Source organism: Catellatospora sp. NPDC049609 (assembly GCF_040675365.1).
Taxonomy (GTDB): Bacteria; Actinomycetota; Actinomycetes; order Mycobacteriales; family Micromonosporaceae; genus Catellatospora.
Map to the genome: position 1 here is coordinate 1 of NZ_JBFAOU010000089.1, position 14251 is coordinate 14251.

The window sequence follows — 14251 nt, forward strand, 5'->3', positions numbered from 1 at the left end:
CTGGATGACTTCGATCACGAATCCGTCATCCAGATAGGCCAACGTCTACGTCCACCGCCCAACGCCCACGTCCACCGCCCGCGTCCACGTCGGTGCGCGCGGGGCGGGGCGGGGGCGGTGATCAGTGGGAGTGTGGGTCGTCGTCCGGGGCGGGGACGAAGCCGGCCGGGACCGGGGGCGTCCCCGTGACGGCGTGGCGCCCCTCGGCGGCTACCGGTTCGCAGTTCATCTGCAGGTCGGCGGCTTGCGGCGGGACCAGGCCGAGGCGGACCGCGGGTGCGGGCAGCAGCGCGTCGAGCACCCAGTCGGCCGCGACCCGCGCCCGGTTGCCGGGCAGCGAGAGCAGGTGGTACCCGCGCGTCACCACGGCCGCGGGCAGCCCCGACAGCGGCACCCCGAGCGGGTTGGCCGCCGCGTCCCAGCCGCCGAGGTCGACCAGGAACCCCAGATCATGATGGCGGTACGCCTTGCGCCTGCCCACCCCGTACGACGCCGCGACGTTGTGCGCCGCCACCCGGCCCTGCCGCACGGCATGCTGGGCGGTCATCGGCGTGTAGTGGCCGGGGCGGGTCAGGTCGGGCACGGCGGCGGCGTCGCCGCAGGCGAACAGCTCGGGGTGCCCGGGGACGGTGAGGTACTCGTCGACCACCAGCCGGCCCTGCTCGGTGCGCAGGCCGAGGTCCTCGACGAGCGGGTCGGGGCGTACGCCGACGCACCAGATCAGCGAGCGCGTCGGCACGTACGAGTCGTCGGTGAGCCGGACGCCCTCGGCCTCGGCCTCCGCCACGGAGGTGCGCATGCGCACGTCGACGCCGCGCCGGGCGAGCACCCGGGCGGCGGTGCGCGACAGCCGCGGGTCGAGCTCGGGCAGCACCCGGTCGGCGGTGTCGAGCAGCATCCAGCGCGGCCGTTCCCGCAGCCGGGGCAGGGCCTCGGCGAGCGCATCGGTGAACAGCTGCCCGTGCGCGGCGACCTCGGTGCCGGTGTAGCCCGCGCCGACCACGACGAACGTGCAGCGTGCGCGGCGCTCCTCGGCGTCGGCGGTGTTGGCGGCCAGTTCGAGCTGGAGGGTGATGTGGTCGCGCAGGAACATCGCCTCGGCGAGGCCGCGCAGGCCGTGGGCGTACATGCCGACGCCCGGGATGGGCAGCAGCCGGTTGACGCTGCCCGGGGTGATCACAAGCCGGTCGTACTCGACGGTCGCGGTGGTGCCCTCGGGGCCGAGGCAGAGCAGCCGGCGGCGGTCGAGGTCGATGCTCTGGACGTCGCCCGGCACGAGCCGCACGTGCGGCAGCGCGCGGGCCAGGGCGACGGCGATGCGGCGCGGCTCCAGCAGGCCGGCCATGACCTCGGGCAGCAGCGGCACGTAGAGCAGGTAGTCGGTGGGGTTGATCAGGACGATGTCGGCGCTGCCGCGCGCCGAACGGGACAGGCCGCGGGCCACGTGGAAACCCGCGAACCCCGCCCCGATGATGACGATGCGAGGGCGCGCCATACGCGTCTCCATTCCCCGTGGCGGCGTACGGCAAACGCGCGCGACCGCCTCCCGCGCACACTGTGTCACAGAACGGCAACGTCCCGTCACTGGTTCGCCGGGCTTGGTAATGTCCAGTCAGGCCTCGGGCTCCGCGGCTAACGGTTCCCATAAGAGGCCCTTGGTTCCGGGCGGCGTGACGCGCCGGCAGAGCAGGGGGTGCGGCACATGTTGGACGTTCGGAGCGAGCGGCTCGCACGGCGATTCCGGCTGTGGGACACCGACGGCAACGGGCACGTGGACCGCTCGGACTTCGAGAACGAGGGCCGCCGCATCATCGCCGCCTTCGGCGAGGACGAGCGCTCGCCACGCGGCCGCGCCGTGCTCGACTCGTACCTGGCGATGTGGGACTACCTGGCGGCGAAGGCGAACATCGACCCCGACGGCACGCTGTCGGCCAAGCAGTTCGACCGCGTCGCGCAGACCGAGATCATCCTGATGGGCGACACCGGTTTCAGCGCCGTGCTGCGTCCGACCCTGTCGGCCACGCTCGACCTGTGCGACGCCGACGGCGACCGGCAGATCAACCCGGCCGAGTTCCGCAACTGGATCGAGGCGATCGGGGTGACCAAGCCGCACGCCGAGGAGGCCTTCGACCAGATCGACGCCGACCACGACGGCCAGCTCAGCATCGACGAGCTGTCCCAGGCCGTCCGCGACTACCACGCCGGCATCCTCGACATCCCCCTGCTGGGCAGGTAAGGAAGGGCACCTTCTTATCGTTTTCCGTGGTAGAAGGTGCCCTTCCTAACTCTCTGGCTTCGGCGGCCTGCGCGGTCACGACTCGCGGGCGACGTTCTGTGGGGACTTGTCGGGGCGCAGGCCGCGCCAGGCGGGGTGGCGCAGCCTGCCGTCGCGCGTCCACTCGGTGAAGCGCACCTCGCCGACCAGCTTCGGGCTCACCCAGTGCGCGTCCTTGACATCGCGGGTCGGTGGCGCGCCGGCCAGCGGCGAGCCCTTGCGTTCCAGCTTCGACAGGCGGGTGCGCAGGTCGTCGAGCATCTGCCGGGTGAAGCCGGTGCCGACCGAGCCCGCGTAGTGCAGGCCGTCCGCCTCCGGCAGGGCCAGCAGCAGCGAGCCGACGGTGTCGGCACGGTTTCCCTGGCCCGGCCGCCAGCCGACGACCACGACCTCCTGCGTACGCAGATTCTTGACCTTTATCCAGGCGCGTGATCTGCGGCCGGGTTCGTAGGGCGCGTCGAGCAGCTTGGCCATCACCCCTTCCAGGCCCTGCTCGCGCGAGGTCTCCAGCAGCCGCGGCCCGCCGCCCTCGGTGTACGGCGGGGTGTCCCAGTGCGGTCCGCTCAGCGCCAGCCCCTCCAGCAACTCGCGGCGCTCCCGGTACGGCAGCCGCGTGGTGTCGCGCCCGTCCAGGTGCAGCAGGTCGAACAGGACGTACGTGACCGGGGTCTGCGCGGACAGCCGCCGCACCCGCGCCGCGTCCTGCAGGTGCATGCGCTGTTGCAGCGCCCCGAACGACACCCGCCCGGCGGCGTCGAACGCGATCAGCTCCCCGTCGAACACCGCGCTCGTCGACCCGAGCGCCTCCCCGAACGCGCGCAGCTCCGGGTAGCCGGCGGTGACGTCGAGGTCGTTGCGCGTCAGCGCGCGCACCCGGCCGCCCTCGGCGTACACGATCGCGCGCACGCCGTCCCACTTCAGCTCGTACCCGTACCGGCCGTCCTGCGCGGCCGGGGGCAGCTCGCCCAGCGTGGCCAGCATCGGCCGGACCAGCTCCGGCAGCGGTGCCCGGTCGGCGGGCGCCGCGTCCATCCGGTGCACCAGCCACTGCGTGCCCCGCGTGTGGATCAGCACGTAGCGCCCCTGCACCCGCTCGCCGTGCAGCACCACCTTGACCTCGTCGTCGGTCCACTTCTCGCACTCGTAGCGGCCCCGGTCCCAGACGGTCACCCGGCCCGCGCCGTACTCGCCCTCGGGGATGCCGCCCTCGAACGAGGCGTACTCGAGCGGATGGTCCTCGGTGTGGACGGCGAGGCGGTTGTCCTTCGGGTCCAGCGGCAGGCCCTTGGGCACGGCCCAGGAGACGAGCACGCCGCCGCGCTCCAGCCGGAAGTCCCAGTGCAGCGCGCGGGCGTGGTGCTCCTGGATGACGAACGTGTCGTCGTGCCCGCGCGGCAGCGGCCCGGGCGCGGGCACCGGCTCGGGCGTACGCTTCGCCGAGCGCTTGCCCCGGTACGGCGCGAGCTTGTCGGCCACAGCCCAGTTCTACCCCGCGCGAGCGCCCGGCCGGGTCCGAACCGGGTTGTCCGGCCGCAGCGCGGTGACCGCCGCCATCCGTGACACGGCCCGCGACATCGAAGCCATACGATCGAATGATTTCGATCCCCATCGATCATCTCTAGCGTCCCTCCCACATGCATGGGAACGGCGCGGACAACCCCACCGCGCCGGGGGCAGGAGAGGTGATTCGATGAACCTGAGGCGCTCCCTCAGCACACTCGGGCTGACCGCGCTCGTCGCGGCGTCCACTCTCACCGGAGGGGCGGCGGTCGGTGTGGCCGCGACGCCCGCACCGGTCTGCGTGGAGCCCGCCGCGGACGCGCACGCGAAGGCCAAGCCCGGCGGCGCGGCCAAGCAAGACCCCAACGAGCTCACCGCCGAGCAGGTCGCCGCCAATGAGAAGGCCCTGGCCGCCGCCCTCAAGGCGCGCGGCAAGGCGCCCGCCGCGGCAGCCTCCGCGGCCGCCGCCACGGTCACCATCCCCGTGGTGGTGCACGTGATCTCCGAGGACGGCACCCGCGCCAACGGCAACATCCCCGACTCGATGATCAGCAGCCAGATCAACGTGCTGAACCAGGCGTACGCCGGCGCCACCGGCGGTGCCGCGACCGCGTTCGCCTTCCAGCTCCAGTCGATCAACCGGGTGACCAACCCCGCCTGGTACCCGATCGTCTACAACTCCAACACCGAGAAGCAGATGAAGGCGGCGCTGCGCGTCGGCGGCGCGGGCACCCTCAACATCTACACCGGCCTGCTCAGCCAGGACCTGCTCGGCTGGGCCACCTTCCCCCAGTCCAACATCACGTCCTACGACGGCGCGGTGCTGCTCGCCGAGTCGCTGCCGGGCGGCAACGCCAGCCCGTACAACCTGGGCGACACCGCGACCCACGAGGTCGGCCACTGGCTGAACCTCTACCACACCTTCCAGGGCGGTTGTAACGGCCAGGGCGACCAGGTCGCCGACACCCCCGCCGAGAAGTCGGCCGCCTTCGGCTGCCCCACCAACCTCGACACCTGCAAGAGCAAGCCCGGCCTGGACCCGATCCACAACTTCATGGACTACACCGACGACGCCTGCATGTACGAGTTCACCGCAGGCCAGGCCACCCGCATGCTCGACGCCTGGAACGCCTACCGCGCCTGACCCCCGCCCCCGACGATCTTGCGCGTACGGTGGGGACGACACGCCCCCACCGGGCATATCCCCAACAGTTCGCGCAAGATCGTCGGGATCTTCGGGTCAGGTCAGCTGTGGCGGAGTGGCGGCATGGGGATGGGGACCGCGAGGGCGGTGGCGCCGGTGCCCATGCCCGCCTCGCAGGTGTTCGGCGGGGCGGTGCCGATGCCGCGAGTCGAGGGCTTCTCCGCGGCCCAGAACATGAAGCCGAGCATGCCCGCCGTGGTGCCCGCGCCGTTGGGCGCGACCGACTGGACGTAGGGCGCGGTCGCCTTCTGCAGCGAGTTCGCGTAGCTGGTGCACTCGGGCCGGGCCTGCCTGCCCTCGGCGACGTAGAGACCACCGGTGAACTTCGCCGGCGCCAGCGGCGGCACCGGCGGGCTGAACTGCGGCTTGCCGTCCACATGCTCCTGCCAGTTGGCCTGCGCCGCCGACACCGACGGCTGCCGCGCCGGGACCATCGCGTTCGCCCAGTCCAGCACCGGGGTGTCGGTGCGCAGCCAGTCCGCGGTCGCCTTGCGGTTCAGCTCGATCAGCCACCGGTCGCCCGCCGCGACGTCGATGGTCAGCCGCGCCCGCGGGTTCGCCCCCGAGGCGTCGTACGGGTGCACCGCCCGGTAGGCATCGATGAAACGCTGCAGGGCGGCGGTGTTCGGGTTCGTGTTCTGCTCGTAGTCGATCTCGATGCCGACCCCGAACCGGGTCGCCACCGCCGCCGCGCGCTGGCCGAGCAGGGTGCCGTTCGCGGCCAGCGCCGCGTCCCAGTCGTCGGTGTACGTGATGCCGCCGATGGAGAACATCACCCTGATGCCGCGCGAGGTGAAGTGGTCGACGATCTCCTGGGTCATGCCGCGTGGCACGCCGTCGAGCGTGGTCGCGTCGGTGGTCTGGTTCAGCAGCCGCAGCGGGTTGACGAAGCTGAGCACCACCAGGTTGACCGAGGGGCGGCCGTCGCCGCGGTCGACGAGCCAGTGGTTCTGGCTGTCGAACTCGGCGACCGACCGCACCGCGCCCCACAGGCAGGCGTCGTTGCTGCAGTGCCACGCGCCGTAGATCTGGATCGGCGTGACCGCCGCCGCCTGCGGCGCGGGTGCGGGTGCGGCCGCCGCGGGCAGCGGGCCGGCCAGCCCGATCAGCACCGCGAGCAGGAGTGCCAGGCGTCTCATGAGGACCTCCGTTGGTATGCCCGACAGGAACCGGAAACAAGGTTCACCATTAAGGCGTCAACGGATGCCGATACGTCACTCTGCTCGATTGGCGATCACCGACTTCATCGCCATAGCATCGATGCTATGACCTGGGGTACGGTGGAGCTGGAGCCGGAGGTCCGGAGCTGGCTGGAGCAATTACCTACGGCGCTGTTCGCGAGGACGACGTTCTACATCGATCTGCTTGCCGAGCAGGGTCCTCTACTCGGTGAGCCCTATACGAAGCAACTGGACGGCAAGCTACGGGAGCTGCGCTTCCACCTGGACGGCACACCGGTGCGGGTCACCTACTGGATCGCCGGCGATCGACGCGTGATCCTGCTGACGGTGTTCCGCAAGACCCGGTGGCGGGAGAGCCGGGAGGTAGCGCGCGCACGGCGAGCACTGGCCGCGTGCATCACCGAAGCCCATACCGTGGAGGATGAGGAGGTGGCGCGATGACCGGAAGTGGTGACTGGCGGTCGCTACGTGACCGGCGCATGGCCGAGCAGGGTGCCGTGGAGGAGTACGAGGCCACCCGCCTTGCCTACGAGCTGGGCAGGGCGGTTCGCGAACGACGGGAGCAGCGCGGCTGGAGCCAGTCCGAGCTGGCCAAGGCTGCGGGCATGACGCAGTCCGCGGTGGCCCGCTTCGAGGCCGGCGGCACCGTGCCCACCCTGAACGTGTTGGAGCGCCTGGCCCGCGCACTGGACGCCGAACTCAGCGTCACGTTCGTGCCCAGACCCGCGAGCCCGCCCCGGACGGCGACCGCTTGAGCCCACTCCCCCGCCCGCACCTCCGCGTAGACCGCCAGACCGTCAGGTCAGACGTGGGTGCGGGCGCGGGCGGTGGCGGCGCCGGTGCGCACCATCCGGTGCCAGCGCAGACGGTCGCCGACCAGCGCCATCACCGTGGACTGGATCACCACCAGGTACATCAGCTGCCGGTACACCACCTGCTGCAGCGGCAGGCTCCAGATCGGACCGTAGCGCTCGCCGTCGAGCCTGAGGGCGTACGCGGCGGTCAGCGCCTGCAGCGCCGTGAAGCCCAGCCAGACCGCGGCCGTCTGCAGCGGCGGCAGGAAGATCGCCCCGTACACGCCGTAGATGTCGACCATGGGCGCGGCCAGCGGCAGGATCACCTGGAACAGCGTCAGGTACGCCAGCCCGCGGCGGCCCAGCCGGCCGGACGCGCCCGACTCGACGACCGCCCGCCGGTGCTTCCACATCGCCTGCATGGTGCCGTAGCACCAGCGGTAGCGCTGGCGCCACAGCTGGCGCAGCGACGCGGGCGCCTCGGTCCAGGCGATGGCGTCGGGGGCGTACACCACGCGCCAGCCGGCCCGGATGATCGCCATGGTGAAGTCGGTGTCCTCGGCGAGCGTCTGGGTGGACACGCCGCCCACGTCCACCACGGCCTCGCGGCGGAACGCGCCGATCGCGCCCGGCACGGTCGGCATGCACTGCAGGATGTCGAACATGCGCCGGTCGAGGTTGAAGCCGATCACGTACTCGAGGTGCTGCCAGCGGCCGAGCAGCCCGCCGCGGTTGGCCACCTTGGTGTTGCCGGACACCGCGCCGACGGACGGGTCGGCCAGCGGCTGCACCAGCTCCCCGATCGCGTCGGGCTCGAAGACCGTGTCGCCGTCGACCATGACCAGGATGTCGCCGCGGGCGAACATGACGCCGGTGTTCAGGGCGGTGGGCTTGCCTGCGTTCTCCTGCTCGACGACGTACACGTTGGGCAGGCGCAGCCGGCGCACGAGCTCGGCGGTGCCGTCGCTGGAGCCGTCGTCGACGACGATGACCTCGACGTTCGGGTAGTCGCCGGCGATCAGCGAGCGCACGGTCGCCTCGATGTTGGCCGACTCGTTGTAGGCGGGCACGATCACCGAGACCGCCCCGACGTAGCGCTTGCGCCGGCGCGCCGCCTTGCGGACCCGGCGCACGTGCACGCGCGCGCACCACACCTGCACGACCAGTCGCAGCAGGGCCAGCACCACCGCGGCCAGCATGAGCCAGGTCATCGCCGCGGCCAGCCAGCCCGAGCCGAGCTGCGCCCAGCGCAGAGCGTGGCCGCGCAGCCGCAGGCCGGCCTCGGCGGGCGGCGCCGCGGGCAGGTCCAGCGCCTGCGAGACGGTGGTGAAGCGGTAACCCTGCTGCTGCAGCCGCGGGATGAGGACGTCGAGCGCGGCCACGGTCTGCGACCGGTCGCCGCCGGAGTCGTGCATCATCACGACCGCCCCCGCACCGGCCTCCGGGGTGGCCGCGTCGACGATCTGCGCCACGCCGGGCCGCGCCCAGTCGCGGGTGTCGAGGTCGGTGAGCACGGTCAGGTAGCCGTGGTCGGCGGCCTGCCGCATGGCGTCGTACGCGCCGGCGGTCACCGCGTCGGGAGTGGCCGAGTAGGGCGGGCGCATCAGGGTGGGCCGCACGCCGGTCGCGGCGGCGACGGCGTTGCCGGTGAGCGTCGTCTCGACGGACCGCTGCCAGGCCGGCGCCGCGGTCAGGTCGAGGTGGGTGAAGGTGTGCGCCGCGATCTCGCTGCCGGAGTCGACGATCCGCCGGGCGAGGTCGGGGTGCCGGTTGACCTGCGCCCCGACCACGAAGAACGTGGCCGCCGCGTCGTGGCGGGCGAGCACGTCGAGGATCCGCGGGGTCCACTGCGGGTCCGGGCCGTCGTCGAAGGTCAGCGCGATGGTCTTGGCCGGCATCGCGCTGGTGGTGACGGTGCCGTCGGCCGCCGGCCGCTGCACGGGACCGCCCTGCACCACCTCGTCGGGGGCCGGGCGGTCGTCGGCGACCGGGTGCGGGCCGCTGCCCTCCGCGCCGACGTGCTCGACGTACCCGTTGAGGCACAGCCCGGCGAGCGCCACCACGAGGAACAGTGCCAGCAGCAGCCAGTGCGCGCGCGGCTCGCGCCGCTTCTGGTGAATCGCCATGCCTACTTCTTCTTCGACGCGGTCGGGTGGGGCCGGTCGGTGGGCCGGTTGCCGCGGCTGCTGGCGGAGGGCTGCGGGGAGGGCTTGCCCGTCTGCTTCGCGGGCGACGCCGAGGGCGCCGCGGTGGTCGGCGCGGGGCGCGGCTGCGGCGCGGCGGTCGGGGACCGCTCCGGCGTCGGCGAGGTCCCGGCGGCCGGGTGATCGGGCAGCAACTGGGGCAGGCCGGGCAGGCGGGCCGGGTCCACGCCGAGGAAGCCCGCCGCCACGACCCCGATCATCAGCGTCAGCAGCACCCCGCCGCCCGCGGCCAGCAGGGTGAACATCCGCCGCCGGCGTCCGGTGCGGTCGACGAAGACCGGACGGCTCGCACCTCTTCTTCTGCTCATCTCCGCTGCCCTGACCTCGTACACGCCGCGGGGCGTGCCCGGCGGCGGGTGCGTGCGCACGCACCCGCCGATAGAGCGTCGCGGCCCCGGGAGGTGTCACTGCGCGGGCGGCGTATCCCCGGCCGGTGCGGACCGGGTTCGCGCAGACGGGTGCTGTGTGTGCACAATCAATCGCTCAGGGACGCGTGCGCGAGGGGAGCTGCCGGTGACCGACGTGCGTCCGCACGCTGCTGCCGACCTGTCGGCAGCGGTGGAATCGGCCCGGCACGGCGACGAGGCGGCGTTCAACCGGATCTACCTCGCGGTGCAGCCCGCGCTGCTGCGTTACCTGCGCCTGCTCGTCGGCTCCGACGCCGAGGACGTCGCCTCCGAGACCTGGTTGCAGATCGTCCGTGACCTGCGCACGTTCCGTGGCGACGAGAGCGGGTTCCGGCGCTGGGCGGCGACCATCGCGCGGCACCGCGCCATGGACCACCTGCGTCACCACCAGCGCCGCCCGTCGGTGCCGATGCCGGTGGAGGCGATGGCGGACCTGCCCGCCGGTGACGACACCGCGGCCGCCGTCGAGCAGGCGATGACCACTGACGGGGCTCTCGCGCTCATCGCGGCGCTGCCCCGCGACCAGGCCGAGGCGGTGCTGCTGCGCGCGGTGATGGGCCTGGACGCGCAGTCGGCCGCCGACGTGCTGGGCAAGCGGCCGGGTGCGGTGCGGATGGCGGCGCACCGCGGGCTGCGGCGCCTGGCCGACGTGCTGGGCGGGGACCGGACGGGGGGCGGGCAGTGACACCGCAGGGACGCCCGGCGCTCAAGAGGGTGATATGAACGAGCGAATCTTGCGGTCGGGTGCGGCGGCGTCTGCCGCCGGCGAGCAGAGCGAGGAGGGGGCATGAGCGGGCAGTTCGACGAGCACGACCAGGCGGCCTCCGAGCGGCTGCTCGACGACGCGCACGCCCGGCTCGACAGCGGTGATCCGCTGGTCGGGCTGCTGATGCGCGCGGCGGCGCCCGGTCGGCCGGAGGAGCTCGCCGGAGCGGACGCGGTGCTGGCGGCGTTCCGCGCGGCATACCCCGCGCCAGAGGCCCGTTCGCGTGGCACGCTGCGGCGCGCCATCACGCTGAAGGCGACCGCGCTGGTGGCCGCGCTGACCGTGGGCGGTGTGGCCTTCGCCACAGGCACCGGCGTGCTGCCCAACCCGTTCCCGATCGGCCCGCAGTCGGATCCGGACGGCTCGCCCTCGTCGGCGCGCACGCCCGCCGGCACGTCGGCGAGCGCCTCCGCCGTACCGTCGCCGTCGGGCCTGTCCCTCACCCCAGCGCCGGCGGTGTCGCTGCCCGGGAACCTGATGGGGCTGTGCCGGTCGTATCTGGCGACCGCGGACAGGGACAAGCCGAAGGCCACCGACAGCCCGGAGTACGCCGCCCTGCTCGCGGCCGCGGCCGGCCAGGACCTGACGGCGTACTGCCAGGCGATGGTGGACGCGAGGAACCAGCCGCAGGGCGGGCAGCCGAGCACCGTGCCCTCGCCCCACCCGAGCCGGGTCCAGCCGAGCAAGGCGCACGCGTCCAAGTCGCCGAAGGACAACGGCGCGCCCCAGCGGGTGACCCAGACGCCGCGGGTGCCCGAGCGCTGACGCGGCGGCGCGCCGGACGTGGTGACACCGCGGCGCCCGGTGGCGCTCTATCGGTGGGAGCGACCCGGTGCGGCCGGGACGGTCCCGTCTGATGGTTAGCCGCACTTACCGGTGCGCGTCGCACGGCAATCCTCCCGAACGTGTGACGCGCACCGGTTGGCCATCCCGCGCACGAAGCGCCTCGCCCCCCGGCGCGTGCGCTTTATGGGGCGCTCTGCTATGGGTAGCCTGACCTGGTTTGTCACATTTGATGACATATACGGGGGCTTATCCGGTATGAATACTGAATTTCGAGTAGGGGCGCTCGGCACGGCGATGCTGTCCGCCGCCCTGATGTTCGCCACCGCCGCGGCGCCCGCGCCGCCGGCCGCCCGGGCCGCGGCGCCGACCGCGCCGCTGATCACCGAACCGGAGAAGGACAACCGCGTGCTGAGCGCGGCGGACGTGCACATGGAGACACGTCCGATGCAGAACAACGACGCCGGGGACACCCACCTGTGCACCGACTGGGAGATCTGGGCGGGCAACCCCGACTCCGGGGAGCGGGTCTGGTTCGACTCCTGCGCCGGCGGCACCGGCCGGGTCCACGTCCACCTCGGCGACGGGGTGTTCGAGAACTCGTTCGCCGGCCGCGCCGACCTGATCCCCGACCGGCAGTACACGCTGCGGGTCCGCCACCGCGACACGTCCGGCGGGTGGGGCTCGTACTCCTCGCGTCCGTTCAAGACCGACGTGGAGCGCAAGCCGCTGCCCGGCGAGGGCGACTGGAAGGTCCACCAGCCCGGCTTCGTGGTCGAGGAGGTCGCCGAGGACTTCGCGCTGCCGGTCAACATCGCGATGGTGCCCAACCACCCCGCCGACAAGAGCAAGCCGCTGTTCTACGTCACCGAGCTCTACGGCAAGATCATCACGGTCACCGGGGACTTCCAGAAGAAGACCTTCGCCAAGGACCTGCTGAACTTCGACCCGAGCGCCCAGTTCCCGGGCACCGGCGAGATGGGCGTGACCGGCATCGTGGTCGAGCCGAAGTCCGGTGACGTCTTCGCCGCCATGCTCTACAAGGACGACGGCGACCTGCTGGCCAAGATCGTGCGCTTCCAGAGCACCGACGGCGGCTTCACCGCGGCCAAGGCGACCACGATCATCAAGTTCCCGGACGAGGAGCAGTCGACCTCGCACCAGATCTCCAACCTCACCATCGGCCCGGACGGCAAGCTCTACGTCCACATGGGCGACGGCTTCGTCGCCGAGACCGCCGAGGACATGGACTCGTTCCGCGGCAAGGTGCTGCGGATGAACCTGGACGGCAGCGCGCCCAGCGACAACCCGTTCTACAAGGGCACCGGCAAGTTCCAGGCCGCGGACTACATCTGGGCGTACGGGCTGCGCAACCCCTTCGGCGGCGCCTGGCGCCTGGCCGACGGCCAGCACTACTCGGTGGAGAACGGCCCGTCGGTCAACGACCGCTTCGCGCGCATCACCAAGGGCGGCCGGTACCACTGGCGGGGCGGCGCCAGCGGCCTCACCAAGAACGCCCTCTACAACTGGGACGAGACCCAGGGCCCCGTCAACATCACGTTCACCGAGCCGCAGATCTACCACGCCGCGGGCTTCCCGCAGAACAAGCACGGCAACGCGTTCGTCGCGCTGAGCGGCCCGACCTACGCCAGCGGACCGCAGCGGCGCGGCAAGAAGATCGTCGAGTTCGAGTTCAACGCCGACGGCTCCGTCGACGACCCGAAGACCCTGATCGAGTACACCGGCAGCGGCAAGACCAGCGTGGCCGCCCTCGCCCCGGGACCCGACGGGCTCTACTTCTCCACGCTGTACACGAAGATCGGTGACGCCACCGACTCCGGTGCGAAGATCCTGCGCGTGCGGTACGCCCCCAAGGGCACCACGTCGCCGGTGACGCTGTACGCCGACAGCGCGTACCAGGGCGAGTCGCGCGGCCTGGGCACCGGCGTCTTCGACGCCGCCGCGGGCGCCTTCGGCAAGGTCAAGGACAACACCGCCAGCTCGCTGAAGGTGGCCGGCGGCTACCGCGCCGTCGCCTGCGACGGCGCCGCGACCGCGCCGAGCCTGGGCACCTGCCGCTACTTCGGGGCGGGCGAGCACAGCGCGCTCGGCGACTTCAACGACAAGATCTCGTCGATCGCCGTGTTCGGCGGCCCCGTCGCGGGCAAGGGCGTCGTCGGCTACCGCGAGCCGAACCTCAAGGGCAGCGCGCAGCAGCTCGGCGCGGGCATGCACGAGTCGATCGCGGGTGAGCTCGCCGGCGGCGAGAGCACGCCGATCAGCTCGCTGCAGGTCGGCCCGGGGTACCGCCTGCTCGCCTGCGACAAGGACCGCGCGGGCGCCGCCGACCTCGGCGTCTGCCGCATCCTGGGCAGCGGCGAGCACGCCAGCCTCGGTGAGCTGAACGGCAAGGTGTCGCTGATCGGCATCGTCGGCCCGCCGGTGACCGTGACCAGTGAGGCCAAGGGCAAGGGCAAGGCCCAGAGCTTCGAGGCGGGCGTGTACGAGGGCGGCAAGCGCGAGCTGGCCGAGGTCGGCGACAACGCGATCAGCACGGTGCGGGTGGAGCCCGGCTACCGCCTGGTCGCCTGCGACGGCGACGGCGCCACCGGCGGCGGGCTGGGCAACCTCGGCCGCTGCCGCTCCTTCCCGGCCGGCGAGCACGCGCTCGGCGGCACCGACCTCGACGACGCGATCTCGCTGCTGCTGGTGGACGGCGACCCGGTCAAGGGCGCCAACGTGACCGCGTACGCCGACCGGGACTTCAAGGGCGGCAAGTCGTCGCTGGGCACCGGCATCTTCGAGGCGGCGCGCGGCGGCCTCGACGGCGCGGGCAACGACAACATCAGCTCGCTGCAGGTCGCCGCCGGGCACCGCGCGGTCGCCTGCGTGAACGGGACGAAGCCGACCGTGCTCGACGTCGGCCTGTGCCGGTACTTCGCCGCGGGCGACTACCCGTACCTCGGCGCGGATCTCAACGACCTGGTCTCGCTGGTCGCCGTGGACACCGTCGCCGCGACGCCCACCAAGCCGAAGCCCTGATCCGGGGCAGGTAACCCCGAGAGGCCCCGGTCCCCCCGTCACGGTGGGACCGGGGCCTCTCGGCTGTCTGGCCGCGCTTTCGCCTGTCTGATGGC

Annotated in this window: 12 protein-coding genes; 7 read left to right on the top strand and 5 right to left on the bottom strand. The window is 72.4% G+C overall.

What is annotated here, in order from left to right; all coding sequences use genetic code 11:
* Nucleotides 1-121 precede the first annotated feature (121 nt).
* Nucleotides 122-1495, bottom strand: a complete 1374-nt coding sequence (locus AB0J67_RS23385) for an NAD(P)/FAD-dependent oxidoreductase (RefSeq protein WP_363485550.1) — start codon at nucleotides 1493-1495, stop codon at nucleotides 122-124.
* A gap of 207 nt (nucleotides 1496-1702) precedes the next feature.
* On the opposite strand from AB0J67_RS23385, the gene AB0J67_RS23390 reads away from it, so the two are divergent.
* A complete protein-coding gene (locus AB0J67_RS23390) occupies nucleotides 1703-2236 on the top strand; it encodes an EF-hand domain-containing protein (protein ID WP_363485551.1) in 534 nt (177 codons plus the stop codon).
* 75 nt (nucleotides 2237-2311) lie between these two features.
* On the opposite strand, the gene ligD is transcribed toward AB0J67_RS23390, so the two are convergent.
* On the bottom strand, nucleotides 2312-3751 hold the full coding sequence (gene ligD / locus AB0J67_RS23395) for a non-homologous end-joining DNA ligase (RefSeq protein WP_363485552.1): 1440 nt from the start codon (nucleotides 3749-3751) through the stop codon (nucleotides 2312-2314).
* 214 nt (nucleotides 3752-3965) lie between these two features.
* Between ligD and AB0J67_RS23400 the strand changes: the two genes are divergently transcribed.
* On the top strand, nucleotides 3966-4919 hold the full coding sequence (locus AB0J67_RS23400; RefSeq protein WP_363485553.1) for a zinc metalloprotease: 954 nt from the start codon (nucleotides 3966-3968) through the stop codon (nucleotides 4917-4919).
* A 101-nt stretch (nucleotides 4920-5020) separates the two neighbouring features.
* On the opposite strand, the gene AB0J67_RS23405 is transcribed toward AB0J67_RS23400, so the two are convergent.
* Nucleotides 5021-6118, bottom strand: a complete 1098-nt coding sequence (locus tag AB0J67_RS23405) for a hypothetical protein (protein WP_363485554.1) — start codon at nucleotides 6116-6118, stop codon at nucleotides 5021-5023.
* Nucleotides 6119-6244: 126 nt separating this feature from the next.
* Between AB0J67_RS23405 and AB0J67_RS23410 the strand changes: the two genes are divergently transcribed.
* The gene (locus tag AB0J67_RS23410) at nucleotides 6245-6601 is read left to right on the top strand and encodes a type II toxin-antitoxin system RelE/ParE family toxin (RefSeq protein ID WP_363485555.1); all 357 of its coding nucleotides are present in this window, start codon (nucleotides 6245-6247) and stop codon (nucleotides 6599-6601) included.
* Complete coding sequence (locus AB0J67_RS23415; RefSeq protein WP_363485556.1) at nucleotides 6598-6915, top strand: helix-turn-helix transcriptional regulator; 318 nt, start codon at nucleotides 6598-6600, stop codon at nucleotides 6913-6915. Before AB0J67_RS23410 ends, AB0J67_RS23415 begins: the two co-directional genes overlap by 4 nt.
* Nucleotides 6916-6962: 47 nt before the next feature.
* On the opposite strand, the gene AB0J67_RS23420 is transcribed toward AB0J67_RS23415, so the two are convergent.
* Nucleotides 6963-9080 carry a bifunctional polysaccharide deacetylase/glycosyltransferase family 2 protein gene (locus AB0J67_RS23420; protein WP_363485557.1) on the bottom strand — a complete coding sequence of 706 codons (2118 nt, stop codon included), beginning with the start codon at nucleotides 9078-9080 and terminating at the stop codon, nucleotides 6963-6965.
* A 2-nt stretch (nucleotides 9081-9082) separates the two neighbouring features.
* Nucleotides 9083-9466, bottom strand: a complete 384-nt coding sequence (locus tag AB0J67_RS23425) for a hypothetical protein (RefSeq protein WP_363485558.1) — start codon at nucleotides 9464-9466, stop codon at nucleotides 9083-9085.
* A 205-nt stretch (nucleotides 9467-9671) separates the two neighbouring features.
* Here AB0J67_RS23425 and AB0J67_RS23430 point away from each other — a divergent pair, with 205 nt between their 5' ends.
* From AB0J67_RS23430 to AB0J67_RS23440, 3 genes are all read left to right on the top strand, one after another.
* Nucleotides 9672-10250, top strand: coding sequence for a sigma-70 family RNA polymerase sigma factor (locus tag AB0J67_RS23430; protein ID WP_363485559.1), 579 nt, complete (start codon nucleotides 9672-9674; stop codon nucleotides 10248-10250).
* 102 nt (nucleotides 10251-10352) lie between these two features.
* The gene (locus AB0J67_RS23435; RefSeq protein ID WP_363485560.1) at nucleotides 10353-11096 is read left to right on the top strand and encodes a hypothetical protein; all 744 of its coding nucleotides are present in this window, start codon (nucleotides 10353-10355) and stop codon (nucleotides 11094-11096) included.
* A 276-nt stretch (nucleotides 11097-11372) separates the two neighbouring features.
* Nucleotides 11373-14156 carry a PQQ-dependent sugar dehydrogenase gene (locus AB0J67_RS23440; RefSeq protein ID WP_363485561.1) on the top strand — a complete coding sequence of 928 codons (2784 nt, stop codon included), beginning with the start codon at nucleotides 11373-11375 and terminating at the stop codon, nucleotides 14154-14156.
* The last annotated feature ends 95 nt before the right edge of the window (nucleotides 14157-14251 follow it).

What these genes read in the sequence shown, in the direction of transcription:
- AB0J67_RS23420 (WP_363485557.1), bottom strand. Translation starts at nt 9,080, where the DNA reads ATGGCGATTCACCAGAAGCGGCGCGAGCCGCGCGCGCACTGGCTGCTG.
- AB0J67_RS23435 (WP_363485560.1), top strand. Translation starts at nt 10,353, where the DNA reads ATGAGCGGGCAGTTCGACGAGCACGACCAGGCGGCCTCCGAGCGGCTG.
- AB0J67_RS23425 (WP_363485558.1), bottom strand. Translation starts at nt 9,466, where the DNA reads ATGAGCAGAAGAAGAGGTGCGAGCCGTCCGGTCTTCGTCGACCGCACC.
- AB0J67_RS23410 (WP_363485555.1), top strand. Translation starts at nt 6,245, where the DNA reads ATGACCTGGGGTACGGTGGAGCTGGAGCCGGAGGTCCGGAGCTGGCTG.
- AB0J67_RS23385 (WP_363485550.1), bottom strand. Translation starts at nt 1,495, where the DNA reads ATGGCGCGCCCTCGCATCGTCATCATCGGGGCGGGGTTCGCGGGTTTC.
- AB0J67_RS23440 (WP_363485561.1), top strand. Translation starts at nt 11,373, where the DNA reads ATGAATACTGAATTTCGAGTAGGGGCGCTCGGCACGGCGATGCTGTCC.
- AB0J67_RS23405 (WP_363485554.1), bottom strand. Translation starts at nt 6,118, where the DNA reads ATGAGACGCCTGGCACTCCTGCTCGCGGTGCTGATCGGGCTGGCCGGC.
- AB0J67_RS23400 (WP_363485553.1), top strand. Translation starts at nt 3,966, where the DNA reads ATGAACCTGAGGCGCTCCCTCAGCACACTCGGGCTGACCGCGCTCGTC.
- AB0J67_RS23390 (WP_363485551.1), top strand. Translation starts at nt 1,703, where the DNA reads ATGTTGGACGTTCGGAGCGAGCGGCTCGCACGGCGATTCCGGCTGTGG.
- AB0J67_RS23415 (WP_363485556.1), top strand. Translation starts at nt 6,598, where the DNA reads ATGACCGGAAGTGGTGACTGGCGGTCGCTACGTGACCGGCGCATGGCC.